Source organism: Phycisphaerae bacterium (assembly GCA_024102815.1).
GTDB lineage: Bacteria > Planctomycetota > Phycisphaerae > UBA1845 > UBA1845 > JAGFJJ01.
Genome location: JAGFJJ010000026.1, coordinates 54999 through 76139, shown reverse-complemented (window position 1 = coordinate 76139; position 21141 = coordinate 54999). Strand labels below are relative to the sequence as shown.

Here is a 21141-nt window from a genome sequence, read left to right as displayed (position 1 = left end):
CCCAGAGTGAGGTTCGTCCTCACGCCTAGATTATTGACAACGGGCGATGTCACAAGTTGTCACGACGCCGGGCTCTGGACCAATCGGCTGACATGGAGTTCCACGCAATCGGCGAGGGCGCCGAGGTGGTATCCGCCCTCGAGGATGCTCACCAGGCGGCCCGAGCAGTGGCGCCGGGCGCTATCGAGCAGGTAATCGGTCATCCAGCCGAACGAGGCGGTGTCCAGTTCGAGCGGCGCAAGTGGATCCTGCACGTGCGCATCGAATCCGGCCGAAACGAGGACAAACTCGGGCTGGAATCGCTCAATGGCCGGGTGGATCGGATCGTCGAAAGCTCGGCGCCAGACTTCGTCGAGTCCCGGTGGAAGTATGGGGATGTTGATCGTGAACCCTTCGCCTTCTCCTTTGCCGCGCTCATGTTCGTAACCCGTGCCGGGGTAAACGATGCTGGGGTGGCCGTGGAGGCTGACAAAGAGCAGGCGCGGATCGCTCTCGAAGCTGTGCTGTGTACCGTTGCCGTGGTGAACGTCGAAGTCGAGGATGAGTACGCGGGACAGGCCGTGGTCCTCGAGCAAATGCCGCGCGGCGATGGCGATGTTGTTGAACAGACAGAATCCGAGCGACACATGGTGTTCGGCGTGGTGCCCTGGAGGGCGCACGGCGCAGAAGGCGTTCTTGAGCCTTCCGCTCATCACATCATCGACGGCGTTGAGGACTGCCCCCGTGGCGAGTTGGGCGATCTCAAAGCTCTCCTTGCAGATGCCGCTGTCGGGCGTGTCGATGAACGGGGCTCCGTCCGCACAGGCTTGCCGGAGTCGTTGCAGGTACGGTTCGTCGTGGTTGCGCCGCACCTGGGTCATATCCACGGGGGTGACAGCAATTGGCTCGCAGGCCGACTCCAGATCGCTCTCGCGAAGCCGCCGTCGAATAGCCACCAGCCGCTCGGGACGCTCTGGGTGAAACTGTCCGGTCAGGTGGCGTTCAAAGCGTTCGTCTTGAACCAGTCCGGTGCGGGCCATGTGATCTCCGTGTCATTCGGCATGCAGTTGTTGCCAGGCCGATCAAAGCTGATGCTGTCCCTAAGGTCGGCGCCAATCCAGCAAGGGCGGCGTCGTGGACGACGGATGCCTGTTGCCGCTGCTCGGCCGCGCGGATCGCATCGGGTCCTCGAGGAGCAGCGTCGCCTGGCCGTCCAATCGATCATAGATGCGGCGAACCGTCGCGAGCACGTCCCCCTCGGGATCCTCCATGAACATCATGCCGGCCAGAACGCTTTTGCCATCCGATGCTTTCTCGTGAAGGTGCCAGATCAACCGTGCGTCGTCAATGAACACGAGTGTATCGCCAAATGAGGTTCGAGCCCATTTGAGCCGGATGTTGGCCACGGCTGTGTCGGACCCGGCCGCGCGGCGGACGAAGGCGAGTTCCACGTGGCCGGCAAGCGCGGCGTCCTCCAGGACGCCCGCAAGTTCATTCGGGCCGTTGATCTGAAACACGTGCGAATATCGCACGCCCCGGCGGGTCTGCTCGATGATGGCGTCGTAGAAATCGCCGGAGAGAAGCGGCGGCGCATTGGGCGGCGGGGCAACGGGCACCGGGCTCTGGAGAATGGAAACCTCACGCTCGGCCGACCGAACCCACTCGGTCGCTCGTCGATACAACACTTCAGCCCCGTTGGTACGGTGATCGACACATGTTACGGAAAGCATGCCTTTGTGGTCAGAAAGTCCGCGTGAAATCAGCAGCGTGAACAGCAGTCCGAAGAGAGCCATGGAGAGCAGCGCGAAGGCCGCAAGATGCGCGGTGAGGTAATCTCGCAGGGCATCAGACCACGGTCCGCTGAATACCAAGCCGACCAGCGCGATGAGCGCGGCGATGACGAAGAATGCTGCGGCGCAAAAAAGCAGCAGGTTCGGGCGGGGGACACCCTTGAGCGGCAACCATGCAGGGTTCCTAGGCGGCTTCGGTGGTGACATCCATCTTTCCCCCTTTGCGGGTGCCGGGGAAGCATCCGCGCTGACCGCTGGATGGTATCGATGGATGATCCCGGGAACAACTTCGACCACGCGCCGACGTTCACGATGTCAATCGGACTCATCCGGCAACAGGACGGAGTCGGCGATGTACTCGATGAGGTGCCGCGGGCGGGCGTCGGTGTGGTGTCCGATCTGATGGCGGCACGAGAATCCGGAAACGGCAATGGCCGCTTCGCCCCGAGACCGAACGGCTGGGAAGAGCCGCTCCTCGCCAATCGCGCGAGCAACGTCGTAGTGAGCCTTCTCGTGCCCGAACGAGCCCGCCATCCCGCAACATCCGGAGTTGATCAAACGGGCTCCCTCTCCCCAGACGTGCTTCATAACTGCCATTGCGTCGTCGGTTCCGACGATGGCTTTCTGGTGGCAGTGGCCGTGGTACAGCAGCGGCAGCGAATCCGACCCGGAATTGAGCAGCCCGGAGTTCTCGCGAACCACCTCGGCCAGGAATGTTTCGATTGTTCGAATGCTCGCCGCGACGGTTTGCGCGGCCTGTCCCTGTAGCAATTGCGGATACTCGTCAACAAATGAGAGGATACAGCTCGGCTCGGTACCAACGATGGGGACACCATGGCGAGCAAACGGGGCGAGGATGCGGACGTTGGTTTCGGCCGCCAGTGTTGCCTCGGCGAGTAAGCCCTTGCTGATGCTCGGCCGGCCGCAGCACACCGTCTCCGGACACTGCACCTCGTACCCCAGGTGCTCCAAGACCCGGACAGCGGCGATGCCCACTTCCGGACAATAGTAGTTCGTCCAGGTATCCACGAAGTAAACCACCGGTCCGCGCGACCCGGAACGGCGGCTCGAGTGGCGCCGGACGTGTCGTCGAAACCACGCGCGGAAAGTCTGTGTGGCGAATCGCGGCGGCGGGACACGACGGTCAAGCCCGTACCATCGTTCCATCAACCCGCGCAAGAGGCTCGATTGGCCGAGCAGATTGCTTAAGCGTGGAAACCACGAGGCCCATTCTGCATAACGCGGCATGTCCGCGACGAGGCGGGCCAGCGGCTCTGCTCCATGGAGCAGATTCCGCTGGCTCAGATACTCCGACTTGAGGCGGGCCATATCCACCCCCGTCGGGCACTCCGTCTTGCAGGCCTTGCAGGAAAGGCAGAGGTCGAGCACTTCTCGCAGCGAAGGGTCGTCGAGTCCGTCGAGGAAGCCGCGGTCCGACAGCGCCATGCGCAGAGCATTCGCTCGCGCCCGCGTCGTGTGGATTTCGTCGCGCGTAGCCATGAACGACGGGCACATTGTGCCGGTGTTCCGCTGGCGGCAAAGTCCCACGCCACTGCACATGCCTGCGAGCCCGGCCATGCCACCGTAGGCGGAGAAGTCCAGGGATGCGCGAGGCGACTGTGCTTTGAAATCTCCCCCGAAGCGCAGGTGATCCGTCATGGAATAAGGATCAACGATTTTGCCGGGATTGAGTACGCCGTCCGGATCAAACAGCTTCTTGACGGCGCGGAACGATTCCATGATGCGCGGGCCGTACGTCTTTTCCAGCCAAGCCGAGCGGATGATGCCGTCGCCGTGCTCACCGGTCACGGCCCCGCCGAATTCCAGGGCAAGGTCACTGGCTGCATCGGCGATGCGGCGCATGCGGTTTACGTCGGCGGCCTCCTTGAGATTGACCGACGGCCGAACGTGCAGGCAGCCCACGCTGGAATGCCCGTAGAAGCTCGCGGAGGTGTCCTCATCCTTGAGAATCGCCTGAAAGCGCTCGACGTACTCGCGGAGTCGTGCTGGCGGAACGGCCGAGTCCTCGACAAACGCCTGCGGTTGGAGGTCACCCGGGCGGGACATGAGCAGCCCGAGGCCGCTCTTGCGCAGGTTCCATACGTCGCTTTGGCCGGGCCGATCCAAGACGCGAACGGCCTCGGCACAGCCATGGAGTGCGTCACGATTGGCGGCGAGCCTTTCGATCTTGTCTGTCACGTGGTCGGGAGATTCGCCAAAGAACTCGACAACGAGCAGGGCTTCGGGATCGCCGCGGAGGAATTGACAGCGACGCGCGATGGCAGGGTTGCGGACGCCTCCGGCGATGATCGGCCGATCGATGAGCTCGATCGCTGCGGGATGGTGCTCAAGAATCGCGGGCGCAGCACCCAGGGCGTTCAGCAAGTCGTCATAGTGCAGAACAAGCAGTCCCTTGTGCTGAATGGAAGGCAACAGGTCCAAGGTTGCTTCCACGATCAGTCCCAGGGTTCCTTCGCTTCCGCAAAGCACGGGGATCGCCGACGCTTGAGTCCCCGCGGGTCCGAGGCGGTCCAGGCCGTACCCTCCATTGCTCCGCAGGACCTTCGGAAATCGGCGGGCGATGTCTTCGTCGCACTCGTCGCGAATGGCGGAGAGTCCATGTTCCAGTCTTGCGGGCGTTGACCCGCCGGGGCGATTCGATGCCGCGTTGCCGCCGGCCGCGCTTTCGTCGCGGCCGGATGCGGACGTGCCGTCTCGATGGCGGTGGAATTCGACCACTTCGCCGTCGGCCAGAACCACAGTCAGGCGGCGTACGTAATCAACGGTTCTCCCGTAGATGATCGAATGGGCTCCGCAGGAGTTGTTGGCGATCATTCCGCCGAGGGTGGCGCGGTTTGACGGCGCGACGTCCGGGGCGAATTGGAGTCCATGCGGAGCAAGATGGTTGTTCAGGTCGTCGAGTACGACTCCCGGTTCGACAACGATCGTTCTCTGATCTGGATCGAGTTTCCGGATGCCGTGCATAAAGCGAGAGAAGTCGATCTGCACGCCCGGGCCGACGGCCCCGCCCGTCAGTCCGGTGCCCGCGCCGCGCGGGACCACCGTCATTTTGGAGGTGCGACATGCCTGAATGATTCTGACGACGTCGTTGACGCTTTTCGGCAGAACAACGCCCGCGGGAATGATCTCGTAGATGCTGGCGTCCGTGGCATACAGGGCGCGGGAGAGCCTGTCGATCCGAACTTCTCCGCTGATCTGCGAGCGCAGATGCTCGGCCAGGCGTGTCGCATTCTCTGGACTCAAATGATCTGAGCCGACGGCGCCGCGATTCACGACGATTGCTCCGGCAGTGGGATGGTGCCGTGGGCCAGGGCCAACTCGCGATAAACTTCGGCGGTGCGTTCCGCCATCTGGCTGATCGTGTGCAGTTGGCGAACGTATTCGCGGGCGCTGGTCGCCAGCCGTTGCGTATAGGCACGATCGCCGATCAGCCGGGCCAGCGCGTCGGCCAGCGCTTCCGGCGTCGCCGGGTCACAAACGCAAGCCGTCTCATCGTGGTGCAGGTGGTCGGAAATGGAACTGGGGTAGGCTACCGTGGCCAAGCCCATGCCCATGGCTTGGAGACTGTCCACGTGAAAGGCGGTGTCTCGGCTGGGACGCACGAAGATGTCAGCACCTTTCATGGCGTCAAGAGGATCACCCAGCGGGGCCGCGAACGTAACTTGCGAGTTCAACCCCTGACTACGGACCAGTTTGCGCAGGCTCGCTTCGTAGCGTCCCCGTCCCAGGAGGAACAGCAGGGCCTGAATCCCCCGTTGACGGAGGCGGCCCATCGCCCAGAGCAGGTGGTCAACTCCGCTTTCCTGCTCGAATGGCGAGGTGCAGAGGATACTCGGCGTGGACCACGCCCGAAGCCGGCTGGTGACCTCGCTGGCCACGAACACGCCGGGCCGAACGAGGTTGATGCGATCATCCTCGACCGGCGCGGACTCCCGGAGGGCCTGCACAAGCGGTTCCGTGGCGACCATGAAGACCCCCGGCGTCCCTTCCGGCAAACCTGCGGCGGTCTGGCAGTCCGACATCGAACTGACGTTCAGTAGGAGGTCGGCGTCGTAGTGTGCGGCGATCTGAGAAGCCATGAGATAAGACGAACCGGTCATGGCGTGTACGACGGTCGGGGCGCGATTGCCCAGTGCCACCGTTACTTCCTCGAGCTGTCGACTCGGGCGACTCCAGCGGTACTGTCGATAGCGGATCGCGCGAATCGGTCCCAGGGCCAGTCCGGAAACGCGCGCGTCGGCGCCGATGACGTGCACCTGGGCTGCCTGGTCGATCAGCCCCACGGCAAGATGGCGAAGCACGCGTCCCAGGCGATCGAAAGCGTCACTTTCGACGCACAAGGCTACGCTGATATGCCGGAAATCGGCAGTGGGTTCTTCCTGAGTCACGATCGCTACTTCATCCGTCGCGGGTGATCTTGTCAAAAGGCCTCGTGGCGATTCCCAACCTCAGGGGGTTGAGAAGGTCGATTCGGGAGATAGTCCGGTCATGGGCAGCCATTCGGGCCGTTTGTGCCTCCGGAGCCCCGCTCGTATTCTGTGACAGGCGCTGTACGATTCGTGCAAACGCTATCTGCATATATTCTATATGGACGCGTATTTAAAGTCCTGGATTACGGGAGTCGCCGAGTAGCATCTTGAGAGTCTTCGACGGTCTAGCTTCGCTTACCGAGCCGATCAAAGGTGCCGTCTTGACCATCGGCAACTTCGATGGTGTGCATCGCGGACACCAGCAGTTGCTCGCCCAGGCGGGCCTGTTCGCCGCCCAGACCGGCGGTCCGGTAACAGTCCTGACGTTCGATCCGCATCCGATGGCCGTTCTGGCGCCCGATCGCACGCCGCCGCGGCTCACGCCTTCGGACGAGAAGCTCCGCCTGTTGCATCATGGCGGCGCGGAGGTCGTGGTCATCGCTCAGACGGATGCCGCATTGCTGGGCCTTGAGCCCGAGGATTTCGTCGAAGACATTATTCATCGGCGATTTACGCCTACCCATATTGTCGAGGGCCCGACGTTCGGTTTCGGTCGAAGGCGGCGCGGCAATCCGGAATTGCTGAGAACGCTTGCCGGGAAATTCGACTGCCATGTCCACATCGTTCCGCCGGTGACACTGGAATTTGAGGGCGGAGAGACACTGACTGTCTCCAGTTCGCTCGTTCGGAAGTTCCTCGCGGAGGGAGATGTCCGGCGCGCGGCCATGTGCCTGGGGCGCCCGTATGCTCTGCTGGGTCGCGTGGTCGATGGGGACCGCCGCGGCCGGTCGCTTGGGTTCCCCACGGCGAATCTGGGCGACGTGGAGCAACTCATTCCGCGCGACGGCGTCTACGCTGGGATTGCGACGGTCGGGGAGCGATCGTACCTCGCGGCAGTGAGCATCGGACAGAGTCAGACGTTTGCGATGGCGGATCGGCGCATCGAAGCGCACTTGCTCGACTTTGAAGGCGATCTTTACGGCCGGACGCTGCGATTGGCCTTTGCCCGAGCTTTGCGCGACAATCGGCGGTTTGAATCCCCGGATGCCCTCAAGCGTCAATTGGAAGAGGACGTTCGGCAGGTGCGCGAGCTCGTGGAGCTCGAAGGCGATTCGTCGGTCGCCGTCTGATGATGATGGACCATGGATGCGCGATACGTGCCAAACTGCGACTGGACCCAACTCGATCGGCATCTGGCGGACATGCGGCGCCCGCTGCTGGTGAGTCACACGCGGCCCGACAGCGATGCGCTGGGTTCGATCGCAGCGATGGACCTCTTGCTGGCGGATCAGGGCGTCGATCCGGTCCCGCTGCTCTACGAGCCGTTGCCGGACCGATTTGCCTTTTTTGATAAGTATCCCCGCTTCAAGGTGTTGCCGTCGGGCGTAACGGGCGGGGTCGACGTCGAGCACAGCATTGCCACGATTTGCGAAGGCGCCTGCGACGGCGTGGTTCTATTGGATACCTGTGCCATCGCCCAGATTCAGCCAGTCGCGGACTGGATTGTCGGGTGCAAGCTGCCGACCGTGGCCATCGATCATCACGCCACGCGGGACGATTTGGTTCAATTTGCCTGCGTCGATGTCACTGCGGCAGCAACTTGCCTGATGCTTTACGAATGGGCCAGATCGTCGGGCCGGGAGCTGTCACGTCCAATTGCCGAGGCGCTTTTTGTCGGCATCGCCACCGATACGGGTTGGTTTCGCCACGCGAACACGGACGCGCGTGCACTTCACGCCGCCGCGGGACTGGTGGATCACGGCGTGGTGGTGAACGAATTGTTCCGTTGGCTGTATGAACGGGATTCACGCGCGCGAATCCGGCTCCTGGGCGCGGCGATCGATTCCCTGGAGCTCGTCGCGGCGTCACAGGTGGCGATCATGGCTGTTCCGGAAGCGGTCATGCACGGGTTGGGGGCGGCCCCCGCGGATACAGAGGACATCATCAATACGCCGCTTCGCATCGGATCGGTCGTGTGCTCGGTTCTGCTGGTCGAACACGAGAAGGGTCGGGTGCGGGCGAGCCTCCGAAGCAAGCCGCCGGCTTCGGCGGATGACCCGGATATCGATGTCGCGGCCATTGCCGCCCGTTTCGACGGCGGCGGGCATCGCCGGGCTGCGGGGGCCCGTTTCGCAGGTACAATCGCCTCCGCGCGAGCGGCGCTTCTGTCTGCAATTGAAGAGGTCTTGGCGCAATGCGATTGAGAAGGTTCGGTTTGCTTGCGGATGCACCGAACTCCGATCGATTCTCCGTTATTGCATCATGATTCGAAACGTATTCGCAATTTTTGTCCTGTTCCTTTCCGTCATCGTGTTGGGCAGCATTGTTTTCTTGCTTGGGCTGATTTACCCGTCGCGCCGGATCATGGCCGTCGGTTCCAACCTCTGGGCGAGAATCATGCTCATTTCGGCCGGCGTCCGCTTGCGCGTCGAGGGTCAGGAGTATCTGGACGTCGCCCGGCCGCGGTTCTATGTGGGCAATCATCAAAGCGCGATGGATATTCCGGTGATGATCGCCGTAACGCGCGGGCACGTGCGTTTCATGGCCAAGGACTCCCTCTTTCGGATCCCGATTTTCGGATGGGTGCTCGGCCGTTACGGCTACATCCCGATCAATCGGCGAAGCGCGCGTGCCGCTCACCGGCGTCTCGACGTGATGATCGCCGGACTCAAGCGTCACCCGATTTCGTTCGTGGTGTTTCCGGAGGGCACACGCAGCCCGGACGGGCGCCTGTTGCCATTCCGCATGGGTACGATGAAGATATGTCAGCGTGCGGGGATGGACGTGGTTCCCTTCGCGATCGAGGGCAGTCTGGCGGTGCATCGACGGGGGCAATGGCGCGTGAAATCCGGTCCGGTGCGTGTGTGCCTGGCTGAGCCCATCGTCGCTGATGAAGTGAGCAGGACGGCTCCCGGAGAATTGCACCGGCGCGTGCTGTCGGCCATCGAGAGCAGATTGCCGCCGGAATTGCACGCGCCCGCCTTGGATCACGTTTCGTCGCCGGAGGCGGTCCCGGCGGCCGAGAGTTGACATGTCGCTGGATGCACAGGCCGGCCCGGAACGGTTGAGAGATCGTTTCGCCGGACAACATCTTCTGATTACCGGTTCAACCGGATTCCTGGCCAAGGCCTTCATCGAGAAGCTGCTGCGCGCCCTCGAAGATGTCGGAGGTCTCTACCTGATGATCCGTCCACGCTCGGGCGGCGCGCCACCCGAACGCCGGCTTCAGCGCGAAGTTCTGGCTTCGCATGCATTTGATCGTCTTCGTGCAGCACTCGGTGAGCGATTCGCGGAGCGGTGCCGGCAGAAGATTCATGTCGTTCCCGGAGACCTCTCTCGTGACTGCTTCGGGCTCGATACGAAGGACTATGAAGATCTGACGCATCGTATCACGGCCGTGGTCAACAGCGCCGCAACGGTGACCTTCGATGAACGGCTCGACCTGGCGGTTGAATTGAACTCGCTGGGTCCTTCTCGTCTGCTTCAGTTCGCCAAGCAATGTGGGGATGTTCCGTTTCTCCACGTTTCGACGTGCTATGTCTGCGGCATGCGCCGGGGAGCGATCGTGGAGGACTTCAGCGCCCCGGAGATCGCCCGGGAGAAACTGCCCCGGCGTCCGGACAGCGGAGACTACGATCTCGACGCGTTGATCGAGTCACTCCGCACGCAAGCCCGCGAGATTTGCGAACAATATGACCCCGCTACGGAGGACTGCCGGCGCCGGCTCATCGACGCCGGCATGTCCCGGTCCCGGGAGCTCGGCTGGAGCGATACGTACACCTTCACCAAGTGGATCGGCGAACAGCTACTCGTGCGTGATCGTGGCCGGGTGCCGCTGGCGGTATTCCGTCCCGCCATTATCGAGAGCAGCTACGAAGAGCCGCTGCCCGGCTGGATCGACGGATTGCGCATGGCGGATCCCATGATCGCCGCCTTTGGCAAGCGAAAGCTGAAGGAATTCCCCGCCCGGCCGGAGCTGCCTCTCGACCTGATCCCCGTCGATCTCGTGGCGAATGCCATGGTGGCGACCATGCCGCTTGGCGCACAACGAGAAGATCGCGCGGCTGTTTATCATTGTGCCTCCAGCGGTCGAAACCCCATGCTGCTTTCAGTTCTCGCCGTGGGTCTGAGCCGGGCGTTCATGCTTCGCCCGATGAATGACGACCGGGGCCGGCCGATATCCATTCGGCCACTGCGCCTGGTGGACGCCGAGTGGTTTCAGAGAAAGCTCGAGCAGCGCCGCCGCAGAGTTCAGCAGCTCCGCAGCCTTCTGGAGCGCGTCGGCGCGGCGCGGGCCACGGTGCGACGTCTGGCGGGTGTTGTTCGTCAGCTCGAGCAATTGGCGTATTTCTCCAAGATCTACGCGCCGTACACGCATCTCGATGTGCGTTTCGCGGATGATAACCTTCAACATGTTGCGGACTCGCTGCATCCAGAAGATCGGGAGCAGTTCCGTTTTGATGTGGGCCGCATCGACTGGCTTGATTACCTCGTCAACCGCCATGTGCCTGGGCTGCGTTCCTACGTGCTGGGAACAGGGGGGGAACCGTCGGCGCGGCTGCGCGCCGTGTCGATGATGGAGCACGGCGACACCGTTGCGGGCCCCGAAACGCTGCGCGCCGAGAACATCTTTGACGTACTTGGTCGCGTCGCCAGGCGCTTTCCGGACAAGCCCGTATTTCAGATTCGTCGGGACAACCGCTGGATTCGCTACACCTACGAGGAGGCCGTACGCGCGACGGGCACGATCGCCCGCCGATTGCAGGAGCGCGGACTTGCGGCTGGTGATCGTGTGGCGATTTGCGCGGAAAACGGGCCGGAATGGGGACTGGCCTACTTCGCAATCATGCGGGCCGGCATGACCGCTGTTCCGCTCGATCCGCAGCTCTCACCCGAAGATGCCTGGTCGGCGGCACGTTTTGCTGAAGCAAAGTTGATGCTTGCGGGACGCACGACACGGGATGGGCTCGAGCGTCGACGGCACGACGACGATGCGTTGCTCGTTGTCCTGACAGCGCCGTTTGTTCCACCGCCCGCGGCATCGCGCGATCCGGTTCCACCTCCGGAGCCGGCTGCGGCGGATGACGTTGCTTCGATCCTGTTTACCTCGGGAACAACGGTGGCCCCGAAGGCCGTGCAGCTTAGCCATCGCAACCTGCTCAGTAATGCGGCCGCACTGGTTCAGGTTCACCCGGCCTATCCGACGGATGAGTTGCTATCCGTGCTGCCGCTGTACCACGCCTTCGAATTCACCGGAGGCTTCCTTGTACCGATTGCGTCCGGCGCCACGATCACGTACGTCGAGCATCTCAAAGGTCCTGAAATCCGCGCGGCCATGCAGGCCTCGGGAACCACCCTGATGCTGGTGGTTCCGCGCCTATTGCGCATGTTCCACGATGCGGTGATGAGCCAGCTCTCGCAATCGGGTTCATTGAAGCGGGGGATGTTTCGCGTGTTGAGCGCGGTTTCGAAGGTGACGGGAGGCCGGGCGGGGCGCGCCCTCTTCCGCTCTGTTCACCGCGCGTTCGGCGGGCATCTGCGCATGTTTGTCAGCGGCGGATCGAGGCTCGATCCTGAGCTCTTCGACTGGTTCTGGCGGATCGGACTGCCCGTTTACGAAGGCTACGGCCTGACAGAGACGGCCCCGGTCGTCACCGTCTGCCCCCCGGGCAGCGCCCGCCGGGGCTCCGTTGGGCCGGCCCTGCCCAACGTCGACGTTGAAATCCGCCACGCCAATCTGGAGGGCATCGGCGAAGTGTGGGTCCGCGGTCCGAGCGTGATGCGCGGCTACCTGAAAAACGAAGAAGCAACAAGCGAGATTCTGGTCGACGGCTGGCTCCGCACGGGCGATCTGGGAAGGCTGGACGACAACGGCTTCCTGTTCCTGACGGGCCGGTCCAAGGACCTTATCATTACCGCCGCCGGGAAGAACGTGTATCCCGACGAGGTCGAGGCGCGTTACCGCGAGGTGCCGTTCGTCAAGGAGCTTTGCGTCTTCGGCATGCCGGCGCGGGACGGCTTGGGAGACGTGGTCCACGCCGTGATCGTGCCCGATCGCGACGCCGCGCCGGAACTCGATCGTTCGTCTCTCGAACGGACGATCCGCATGTCCATCGAGTCGCTTTCCGATACGCTCCCGGAACACCAGCGCATCGCCGTGCTGCATTTCTGGGAGCGCGATCTGCCCCGCACCACGACGCTCAAGGCCAAGCGGAGTCTCATACGTCAGACCGTCGATCTGGAAGACAGTGGTGTCGCAACCACGCCCGTGTCGATGGACGTCACGCATGAGGATCAGGAGGACGCAGAAGCCCTTCTGAGCGAGAATCCCGACGGTGTTGCGTCCGTCTTCTCGATACTCTCCTCGCAATCACGGAGGGCGGCGCAAGACCTCCATCCGCGCCAGCATCTGCTGCTCGACCTTGGCATCGACAGCATCGGCAAGATTGATGTCCTGGGGCAGATTGAAGCCTGCTTCGACATGCGTATCGGCGACGAGCAGGCTGCCAAGGTTGCCCGGGTCGGAGATCTGCTCCGCATTGTCGGCCGGCGCCTGCCGAAGACACAAACCGGCGCAGAGCGTACGTCGTGGCAGCGCCGCTTGGCCGAGCCCGAAACGGCGGAGAAGAACGGAAAAATGCCAGCGGCGCTGATGCCCCTGCGCTGGGCGGTGCGCGGGGGAATGAGCCTGTTCCTCAACAGCTACGTTCGCGTTCGCGCCGTCGGACGCGAGAATATCCCTGCGGAAGGCGCATTCATCCTCACGCCCAACCACGGTTCGCACCTCGATTCACCCGCCGTGCTCATTGCCGTGGGTGGGCGACGCCGTGTCTGGGTCGCGGGTGCGGAAGACTATTTCTTCAACTCCGCCCTGAAGCGATTCCTGTTCGGCAAGGTGCTGGACACCATCGCCGTGGATCGTCAGGCCGATGGATTCCGAGGCCTGCGGCGGTGCAGCAATGCCCTCCGTCAGGGAGAGGGCTTGCTCATCTTCCCCGAAGGAACGCGCACCCTTACCGGGCAAATCCAGCCGTTCAAGATCGGAGCCGCGGTTCTCGCGATCGAGCGTCAGGTACCCATTGTTCCGGTCCACATCGACCGTTCGTATCAGCTTTTCCGCAAGGGGCAGCGCTTCATACGGCCGGGCGTCATTACTGTGGCCTTCGGCGAGCCCGTCCCGCCGCTCAAGCCCGGTCCCGATGACGACCATTACGCCGCATTCCACGAGTTGACCGAGCGCGTCGAAGGCGAGGTCCATAGGCTTCGCGCAGGGACCGTCGCGGGATGAGTGCCGATACGTTGACACAAGGCGATGCGGCGCCGAGCGTGGCGAATTCGACAGGCGTCGCGGCGTTCTTCGATGTCGACGGGACACTGGCCGACACAACCATCGCTCACCACTATCTCTACTTCCGCCGTCGCCGCCTGCCTCCGGTAATTCGCTCGTTCTGGCACGCCTGGTTTCTTCTGAAATGCCTGGGATATCTGGCAATCGACCGAATTGACCGAACACGACTGAACCGCGTTTTTTACCGCAACTATCGCGGCCTCCCGCAGTCCGAACTTGTCGACCAGAGCGCCGATTGCTTTCGCGAGGTCATTCGCCCTCGAATCCACGCCGACGGGCTGCGCTGCCTTCGTGAGCATCAACAGCAGGGGCGCTCCATCGTTCTTGTAACCGGCTCCCTGGATTTCGTCATCCGTCCCCTGGCGGACTGGATAGGTGGCGTCGAGACCGTTTGCGCGTCGCTGGAATGTCGCGATGGTCGCTTCACGGGGCGACTGGCTGGTACGCCCATCAGCCACGATGAGAAGGCCCGCCGCATCCGGGACATCGCCGGCAAACGATCCTGGGACTTGTCGCAGTCGTTCGCGTACGGGGACAGCATTGCCGATCTGGCCATGCTGGAAATCGTCGGCAGGCCCAACGCGGTGAATCCGGATGCCCGACTACGCCGCATCGCGCGCGATCGCGGCTGGCCCCGGCTGATGTGGACCCGCGATGCTGTCGGCCCGGGAGTCTCCTCGCCGTGAAGGCTCTACTCTTCCAGCGCAGTATTCCTCGTTACCTGCTGATCAAGGGGCTGGGACGGCGCGTACCGACCCTGTGCACGAGCCGGTGGTCACCCTTGAAGCTGACGGAATTTCCGTCGCCCGAACTCCCCGGTGCGGAGTGGGTTCATGTTCGGCCTCGCCTGGCCGGAATTTGCGGTTCGGACATCGCCACGGTCGCCGCCAAGGGATCACCATACTTCGCCCCGGTAACTTCGATGCCTTTCGTGCTGGGTCACGAAGTTGTCGGGACTGTTGTCGCTTGCGGCGGCAGGGCCGGCGAATTTGCTCAAGGTGATCGCGTTGTCCTGCGCCCGGCACTGGGCTGTTCCGTGCGGGGAATCGATCCTCCTTGCACGTCTTGCGCAACGGGCCACGATGCGCTCTGTCGCAATGTTGCCTACGGTGCCATCTCCGCCGGTATTCAAACCGGCTACTGCCGCGATACCGGTGGAGGCTTTAGCGGTGGGTTTGTCGCCCACCGGTCCCAGCTCCGCCGAGTCCCGGGGGGAATTCCCGATCGCGCGGCCGTGCTGGTGGAGCCCTTCGCTTGCGCCATTCACGGGGCGCTGCGCACCACGATTTCGGCAAGCGATTCAGTTCTCGTCATCGGCTGCGGTTCGATCGGGTTGCTGACGATCGCGGCCCTTCGAGCAAGCGGCTGCAAGGCACGGATCACCGCGGTCGCCCGCTACGGACACCAGCGCGAGCATGCTGCCAGACTCGGAGCAGATGTGGCGATTGACGGCAAAGGCTCCATCGCAAATCGCTACGCCGCCTGGGCGACGGCACTCGACGCGGAGGTGTTTCCGCCCGAATTCGGGAAGCCGCTCGTTCTTGGCGGTGCGTCCGTCGTCTTCGACTGCGTGGGGACCTCCGAGACCATCGACGACGGTGTCCGCTTCACGCGCGGGGGCGGGACGCTCGTGCTCGTGGGCATGCCGGGCATTCCGCGCGGCGTGGACTGGACGAGTATCTGGTTCAAGGAGCTGTCAATTCGCGCAGCCTACGCATATGGACCTGAATCACGGCTCGAGGGTACGCGCGATTCTTTCGATCTTGCGCTCCAATGGATGGCCGAATGGCAGGATCGACTCGTGCCCCTGGTGGGGGAGCCTTTACCACTGACGGACTACCGCGAAGCATTCGCACAGGCTATGAGTACGGGCCGCAGCGGCGTCACCAAGACGGTGTTCGATCTCGAATCGTCGGCGAAGTGATCGGGGAATTCTGGCTCATGGCGAACGTCCGCGACGGCAGACTCTTCATCATCGCCAACCCGGCGTCTCGTCGTGGGCGGGGGAAGAGGATCGCCGACGAGGTCGCAAGGTTACTCAGAAAAGCGAAGCGTGAAGTCACTCTTGTCTTCACATCTGCACGGGGCGACGCCGCTCGGTTGGCATCGGAAGCCTGTGGGAAGAATGAATCTCCGGCAGTTGTCGTCGCCTGCGGAGGCGACGGAACCATTCAGGAGGTAGCGGGAGCATTGGCGGGGCACCGGGCGACCTTCGGTGATAGCCCGGCACTTGGTCTGGCGCCCGCCGGACGATGCAATGACTTTGCCGGGGCGATGGGCGTCTCGGCCGATCCCCGGCGAATCGTGGAATCTCTACTCCGCGGGCAGTCTTCGCCGGTTGATCTTGGCCGTCTCGCTGACCGCTACTTCTGCACCGTGGCGACGGTGGGCATCGATGCGGACATCTCCCGTTTTGTCAACGACATGCGCATGCCGCTTCAGGGTACCCCGGCCTATGTATACGGCGCCTTTCGCGTCCTCCTGCGTTACCGAGCGCGGCGCCTGCGACTCGAAGGCGATTTCGGTGTGATCGAGCAACCGGTGTTCGTGGCTTCGACCGCCAACACATCAACCTATGGCGGTGCCGTTCGTATTGCTCCCGCGGCCTGCCCCGACGACGGACTGCTCGACCTCTGTCTAATCGACGGTCTCTCATTCTTCGAAGCGCTGCGGCTCGTGCCCCGGGTCCTCTCATGCCGCCACGAGGGACATCCCCGCGTGAGGTTCCTGCGTACGCGCACGCTCGAGATTCAGTGTGATGAACGGGTCGAAATCTGGGCGGACGGAGAGCCCGTCGGTTTCACGCCTGCCCGACTGGAGGTTGTGCCCGGTGCTTTGCGGGTCGTTGTGTAGAGCGTGCCCCTGAAGGCGGGACAATCAAGCCGCATTTTAGAACGGTGTACACCACTCCAGCAGCAGCAAAGCGGGAATGAACGCCACGATCATCGGAATCATGAGATATTGAAACAGGTTGCTGAAGACGGCCACGGCAAAGATGATGATGCCGTAAGGCCGGATGCGATCCATTAGCGGCCCGATGGTTCGCGGAAAGAGGTGGCCCAATACCCACGAACCGTCGAGCGGCGGGATGGGAATCAGGTTGAAAAATGCCAGAAACAGGTTGATCTGGAAACTCAGCCGCAGGAACGTGACGACGCCTGCGAAGACCTGGGCGCCGGCGAATCCCGACGCAGTGGACGGTTCGAAGATGTCCGGCGAAGCAAGGCCCGTCAGCCGGGCTTCAGGTGCCACAAGTCCAAGGACGCCGCTGAGTCCCAGGAGCAGCGCCAGCGATATGGCAGACAGGAACAGGTTGGCGCCGGGTCCGGCGATGGAAACCAGTATGTCATCCCGCCTCGGACTGCGGAACACTTCCGATCGAACCGGGACCGGCTTGGCGTAGCCGAAAATGGGCGCGCTGGCGAGGAATAGCACAATCGGCAGAAGCACCGTACCGAACAAATCGATGTGCGCCGCGGGATTCAACGTGACGCGGCCCAATCGGCGGGCGAAGTCGTCCCCCAGCCACCACGCCGTGATTGCATGCGCCGCCTCATGAAAGGTGAGGGAGATCAGCAGGACGATCAGGCCGATTCCGATCAGCCCCCAGTTCCGTTCCTCACCAGTGACTTGGGCGAGGACATTGCCTTTTTTCGAGCCACCCGGAGCTTGAACGTCATTGGAATGGGGTCTGGAAAGCGACGGCCCTTCGATATCAAAGGATGCGGGTGTGGCGGAGCGTGGCGCCTGTACGTTGCGGACCAGCCAATATGTTCCGATCGCGGAAACCGCCAACCCCAACACCAGGAAGCTGGCGGCCACACGGCAAAGCGATCGCGAGTGCTCCCAGGCGGCCGATCGACGAACGCGCCTGCGATGCAATCCCAGCAGGACCATCGTCGCGACGGCCGGAACGAGACCGACGATCGGCACGAATACCAGCGCCGAGGAGATCAGCGCCCATATGGCCAAGGGGGAAACCTTGGGGAACAACAGCGGGGTGGATGTTGCCGAACGCTCCTCTTCCTCGGTGGAGTCCTTCTGCGGTGCGGATGAGCGGCGGAACCCAACGGTTCCAAGCGAGCGTTCTGCGTCCGCGCGAGAAAGTACGAAAGCGGCGCGCAGGTCAAACGTCTCGAAGCGCAGCAGTACACCGCCGTCCCAGGGGGAGATAAAGAGATCTCGGAGGATATCCGGCCCGACGAGTTCGATGCGCCCCGGCTCGCCGTGCAGGGCGATTACCCCCGGTGCAAGCTCCACATCCCACGTCCGGCCTTCCATGTCCGTCCATCGTTCATGGGCCGGCTGGACGGGTTGATCGCCGTTTTCGTCCATCGATTCTTCCAGGCGTTGCACAATCGGCAATCGCGAATGACTCCTTGGCGGCATGTCCCCGCGGTCGTTCGGAATCGGCCGTCGTGCTCAATGGCTCATCGCTCGCCAATACCCCGATTGTAGGGTTCCGGTGGCTTGAATTGCAGCCCTTCCATTATTCGTCGAACTCGTCCCCCCGGAAGGAGTTGCCCAGATACGTTTCGCGAACCAGGGCGTCGCGGACCAGGTCGCGCGGACGGCCCTCCGCCAGACGCACGCCGTCGTTGATGATGTAGCTGCGGTCCGTCACCCGAAGCGTCTCGCGGACGTTATGGTCGGTCAACAGGATGGCGATGCCACGTTCACGCTTGAGGCGCAGGATTTCCTCCTGAAGGTCCTCGACGGCCTTGGGATCGACCCCGCTGAACGGCTCATCCAGCATGATGAGCTTGGGGTCGGTGACCAGCGCTCTGGCGATCTCCAGTTTACGCCGCTCCCCCCCGGACAGCGTTCGGGCCTGCTGACGCCGCTGAACGGTCAGGCCGAATTGTTCCAACAGGTGGAGGGCTTTCTCCTTGCGCTCGCGCCGGGAGAGATTCCGCATGGTTTCGAGAATGGCCAGCAGGTTCTCCTCAACGGAAAGCCGCTGGAAGATGCTCGGTTCCTGGGAGAGATAACCCATGCCGAGTTGTGCACGCTTGTACATGGGGAGCGAAGTCACATCGCGGCCACCGAAGGACACCGAGCCTTCCTCCGGGTCGATCATGCCCACCGTCATCCGAAACGTTGTCGTCTTGCCCGCACCGTTGCGCCCCAAAAGCCCGACAATCTCGGCGTTGCTGACATGAAAGCTCAGTCCGTCAACGACAGCCCGGCGGTCGTAACGCTTAACCAAGCCTCGCGCTTCTAATAGCGGTTTTTCAGTGGCGATGACCATGCTCGTCGAACCTCATCCGCCTGAACGGAACCGGCCAGCCTGTGAATAATTGAGTTGCAAGCTGGCGACGTCCGAATCCGCGGCGCTCATTCGTGATACAATACATCGGTCTGTGATTTTTACGGCGAAGGATAAAGCAACCTCTTCTTTAACAAATGGTTGGCGTGATTCGGCCATAGATGACTGATGCTGATTCTCAAATCACGGATGAGTCTGTGCATGCCGGAATCAGACTCGACGTCGATTGACCAGATCGCCATTTGCCCTGTTGAAAGGCAGTGGAAAACGACTGCGGCGCTAATGCCGCACTACTTGCCCCGTTTACCTTCGTTCCATCGCCATCAACTTATACTAGCGAATCCAGCGCATGTTCCCGACGTCGGGGATGACGCCCCAGCGCAGGGCGGGGAGCCAAGGTAGCCGGTGTGGCTGGGGCCAATAAACAAAAAACGCCCTTCCGATCAGCTGGTCCCCGGGAACCGTGCCCAGCTGGAATCCCGTGCCGCGACCCCAAAGGTGCGGGCCCACGACGTCCCACAATCGCGAGTCTTTGCTGGCCTGGGTGTTGTCGCCGAGCATGAAATACTCGTCCGGTCCCAGCAGGATGGGGCTCTCCACCGAGCCCCACCCGCCGCGCGGCGCCCAGCCCAGCTCGAGGCCCGGCCCGCCCGGGTCATGGTAATAATACTCATCCCGGTCGATGAGAACGTGCGACAATTCGAAGGCGCCGCTTGCCCCATACAGCCGCGGCGGCGGCGCCGACCGACTCGCCCATTGGCCGCGCAATGCCTTCAAGTCCGGACCGTAATACGCCGGAGAATCGGGATCGTCCGAGCTCGACGCCACCTCGTTTTCGCCCACGCGAATCGCCAGACGGTAATCCACGTTCTCAAAGCTGAACTCGACGGACCGTCCCGGCGGGATGGGTTCGACGCGGGTCTCTACGAGCGAGCGTGACGAGGGTTGGGCCCCTACGGCACTAAGTGACTCGAAAATACCCACTGCGCCGTCGGCGCGAATCCGTCCCCAGAACACCCTACCGAGCTTCTCAAGGCGAATCAGCAGTTCCGCGTCGGCCGAGCGCGGCGTGAACACCAAACGCACGCGCAGATCGGAGACCGGCTGGGGAAGGGGTCCGTAGATGTTGTACGCGGTAAATGCGCGGATGTCCTTGCCGATCAGGACGGCATAGTCTTCGGCCAATCCCGTGCTCTGGAAGCGCAGTACGGTCGTCTCCGTGTTCCACCCCCCGGCGTCCCCCAAGGCCGCGTGCCAGCGCGGCTGCGACGGATCGAGTGTGCGCGGTCGATAGTCATTATCGAAGACCAAGTGCCAGAGTGAGTACTGCGCGGCCGGTGTCTTGCGGACGATGTGGAACTTCCGGTCGAGCTCTTCCCGCGCCGAAGTCGACAGTTGCGGCAGCGTTCCACGGCGACCCGAGAGCAATTCATGCTTGAGAACGCGCAGCGCCGCAAACTCCGCCTTCGTTGCCTCGGATAGCTCGGCCACGGGCGCTGCATAGAGATCGCCGTCGGCGATCATCAGTACTTCGTTGGGCATGCCCACCAGCCGTTTGATAAAGTTGGTTGTTCCGTCGGCCGGGTCCTTGAACACGGTCACGTCCCAGCGATGCGGGCCGACACCCGGAAGGGGGAGATCGTACAGCCACTTGAGAACCAGGATACGATCGCCTCGTTCGGCGTTGCCGGCGACGTCGTTCTCCTCAAGGTGGTTATTCGGATGATTGCAGTTGGGACAGATGGCAATCGAGTTGGGTTTCACCTGCTGGATTTCGCGCGGGTCGCCCGGGTCCTTGAGCCCGTAGGTGAACTCCGTACCACAATCCTCGCAAATGATCGTCCCATGAGCCCCGAGCAGGGTCGGTGCCATCGAGCCCGTCGGAATGACAAATGCCTCGACAATGAACGCCCGAAACACGAAGGCCAGCACCAGGGCAATCACGATCGATTCGATGGTCTCGCGCATGCCCTCGCGCTGCGGAGTGTTCGAAAGGGCGGGATTCGCTGCTGTTTCGGGCATGAAGAAGAATCCTCTCCGAGTGAGCGAGCCGCGCTCGCCCACCAATCAGACCGGGCATTGTGGCGGGAACAGACGGGTCACGCAACGTGGGGCTCAGGCAGCTTGCCGAAACCCGATTCGCAATAATATGGGTGGGCTCCTGCGATCGGTCGCCGCGCTGACAAAATCACGCCATTTCTTGCACTTGCTATCGAAAGCGTACGTTGCCTTCGTGTTACGATCTCAGGAGGGCGGTCGACCAGG

General features: G+C 62.7%; 14 protein-coding genes. 7 read left to right on the top strand and 7 right to left on the bottom strand.

What is annotated here, in order from left to right:
• Positions 1-59 precede the first annotated feature (59 nt).
• The 4 genes from J5J06_07130 to J5J06_07115 all read right to left on the bottom strand — a co-directional run bounded on the left by J5J06_07130 (position 60) and on the right by J5J06_07115 (position 6178).
• Positions 60-1019, bottom strand: a complete 960-nt coding sequence (locus J5J06_07130) for a histone deacetylase (GenBank protein ID MCO6436842.1) — start codon at positions 1017-1019, stop codon at positions 60-62.
• Positions 1020-1079: 60 nt separating this feature from the next.
• Positions 1080-1940: a hypothetical protein gene (locus J5J06_07125; GenBank protein ID MCO6436841.1), complete on the bottom strand. Its 861-nt coding sequence runs from the start codon at positions 1938-1940 to the stop codon at positions 1080-1082.
• A 144-nt stretch (positions 1941-2084) separates the two neighbouring features.
• A complete protein-coding gene (locus tag J5J06_07120) occupies positions 2085-5063 on the bottom strand; it encodes an FAD-binding protein (GenBank protein MCO6436840.1) in 2979 nt (992 codons plus the stop codon).
• On the bottom strand, positions 5060-6178 hold the full coding sequence (locus tag J5J06_07115; protein ID MCO6436839.1) for a glycosyltransferase family 4 protein: 1119 nt from the start codon (positions 6176-6178) through the stop codon (positions 5060-5062). Before J5J06_07115 ends, J5J06_07120 begins: the two co-directional genes overlap by 4 nt.
• 248 nt (positions 6179-6426) lie before the next feature.
• On the opposite strand from J5J06_07115, the gene J5J06_07110 reads away from it, so the two are divergent.
• From J5J06_07110 to J5J06_07080, 7 genes are read left to right on the top strand one after another with little or no spacing between them, the layout of a single operon-like run.
• Positions 6427-7389 carry a bifunctional riboflavin kinase/FAD synthetase gene (locus J5J06_07110; protein ID MCO6436838.1) on the top strand — a complete coding sequence of 321 codons (963 nt, stop codon included), beginning with the start codon at positions 6427-6429 and terminating at the stop codon, positions 7387-7389.
• A gap of 12 nt (positions 7390-7401) precedes the next feature.
• Positions 7402-8463 (top strand): DHH family phosphoesterase, encoded by a 1062-nt coding sequence (locus tag J5J06_07105; protein MCO6436837.1) that lies wholly within the window; start codon positions 7402-7404, stop codon positions 8461-8463.
• Between the two features lie 58 nt (positions 8464-8521).
• Positions 8522-9289 carry a 1-acyl-sn-glycerol-3-phosphate acyltransferase gene (locus tag J5J06_07100; GenBank protein MCO6436836.1) on the top strand — a complete coding sequence of 256 codons (768 nt, stop codon included), beginning with the start codon at positions 8522-8524 and terminating at the stop codon, positions 9287-9289.
• Position 9290: 1 nt separating this feature from the next.
• Complete coding sequence (locus J5J06_07095) at positions 9291-13547, top strand: AMP-binding protein (GenBank protein MCO6436835.1); 4257 nt, start codon at positions 9291-9293, stop codon at positions 13545-13547.
• Complete coding sequence (locus tag J5J06_07090; GenBank protein ID MCO6436834.1) at positions 13544-14293, top strand: HAD family hydrolase; 750 nt, start codon at positions 13544-13546, stop codon at positions 14291-14293. Before J5J06_07095 ends, J5J06_07090 begins: the two co-directional genes overlap by 4 nt.
• Positions 14290-15531 (top strand): zinc-binding dehydrogenase, encoded by a 1242-nt coding sequence (locus J5J06_07085; protein MCO6436833.1) that lies wholly within the window; start codon positions 14290-14292, stop codon positions 15529-15531. The genes J5J06_07090 and J5J06_07085 overlap by 4 nt, the downstream gene beginning before the upstream one ends.
• Positions 15532-15548: 17 nt before the next feature.
• Positions 15549-16460 carry a diacylglycerol kinase family lipid kinase gene (locus J5J06_07080; GenBank protein MCO6436832.1) on the top strand — a complete coding sequence of 304 codons (912 nt, stop codon included), beginning with the start codon at positions 15549-15551 and terminating at the stop codon, positions 16458-16460.
• A gap of 36 nt (positions 16461-16496) precedes the next feature.
• On the opposite strand, the gene J5J06_07075 is transcribed toward J5J06_07080, so the two are convergent.
• The 3 genes from J5J06_07075 to J5J06_07065 form a co-directional block, all read right to left on the bottom strand.
• Positions 16497-17972 (bottom strand): site-2 protease family protein, encoded by a 1476-nt coding sequence (locus J5J06_07075; GenBank protein ID MCO6436831.1) that lies wholly within the window; start codon positions 17970-17972, stop codon positions 16497-16499.
• Between the two features lie 124 nt (positions 17973-18096).
• The gene (lptB, locus tag J5J06_07070) at positions 18097-18858 is read right to left on the bottom strand and encodes an LPS export ABC transporter ATP-binding protein (protein ID MCO6436830.1); all 762 of its coding nucleotides are present in this window, start codon (positions 18856-18858) and stop codon (positions 18097-18099) included.
• 351 nt (positions 18859-19209) lie between these two features.
• Positions 19210-20898 carry a hypothetical protein gene (locus J5J06_07065; protein MCO6436829.1) on the bottom strand — a complete coding sequence of 563 codons (1689 nt, stop codon included), beginning with the start codon at positions 20896-20898 and terminating at the stop codon, positions 19210-19212.
• Between the last annotated feature and the right edge of the window lie 243 nt (positions 20899-21141).

Bases quoted from the DNA above. Each gene is read 5' to 3' on its own strand.
- J5J06_07065 (MCO6436829.1), bottom strand. From the start codon at position 20,898: ATGCCCGAAACAGCAGCGAATCCCGCCCTTTCGAACACTCCGCAGCGC.
- lptB (MCO6436830.1), bottom strand. From the start codon at position 18,858: ATGGTCATCGCCACTGAAAAACCGCTATTAGAAGCGCGAGGCTTGGTT.
- J5J06_07105 (MCO6436837.1), top strand. From the start codon at position 7,402: ATGGATGCGCGATACGTGCCAAACTGCGACTGGACCCAACTCGATCGG.
- J5J06_07090 (MCO6436834.1), top strand. From the start codon at position 13,544: ATGAGTGCCGATACGTTGACACAAGGCGATGCGGCGCCGAGCGTGGCG.
- J5J06_07095 (MCO6436835.1), top strand. From the start codon at position 9,291: ATGTCGCTGGATGCACAGGCCGGCCCGGAACGGTTGAGAGATCGTTTC.
- J5J06_07100 (MCO6436836.1), top strand. From the start codon at position 8,522: ATGATTCGAAACGTATTCGCAATTTTTGTCCTGTTCCTTTCCGTCATC.
- J5J06_07080 (MCO6436832.1), top strand. From the start codon at position 15,549: ATGGCGAACGTCCGCGACGGCAGACTCTTCATCATCGCCAACCCGGCG.
- J5J06_07130 (MCO6436842.1), bottom strand. From the start codon at position 1,019: ATGGCCCGCACCGGACTGGTTCAAGACGAACGCTTTGAACGCCACCTG.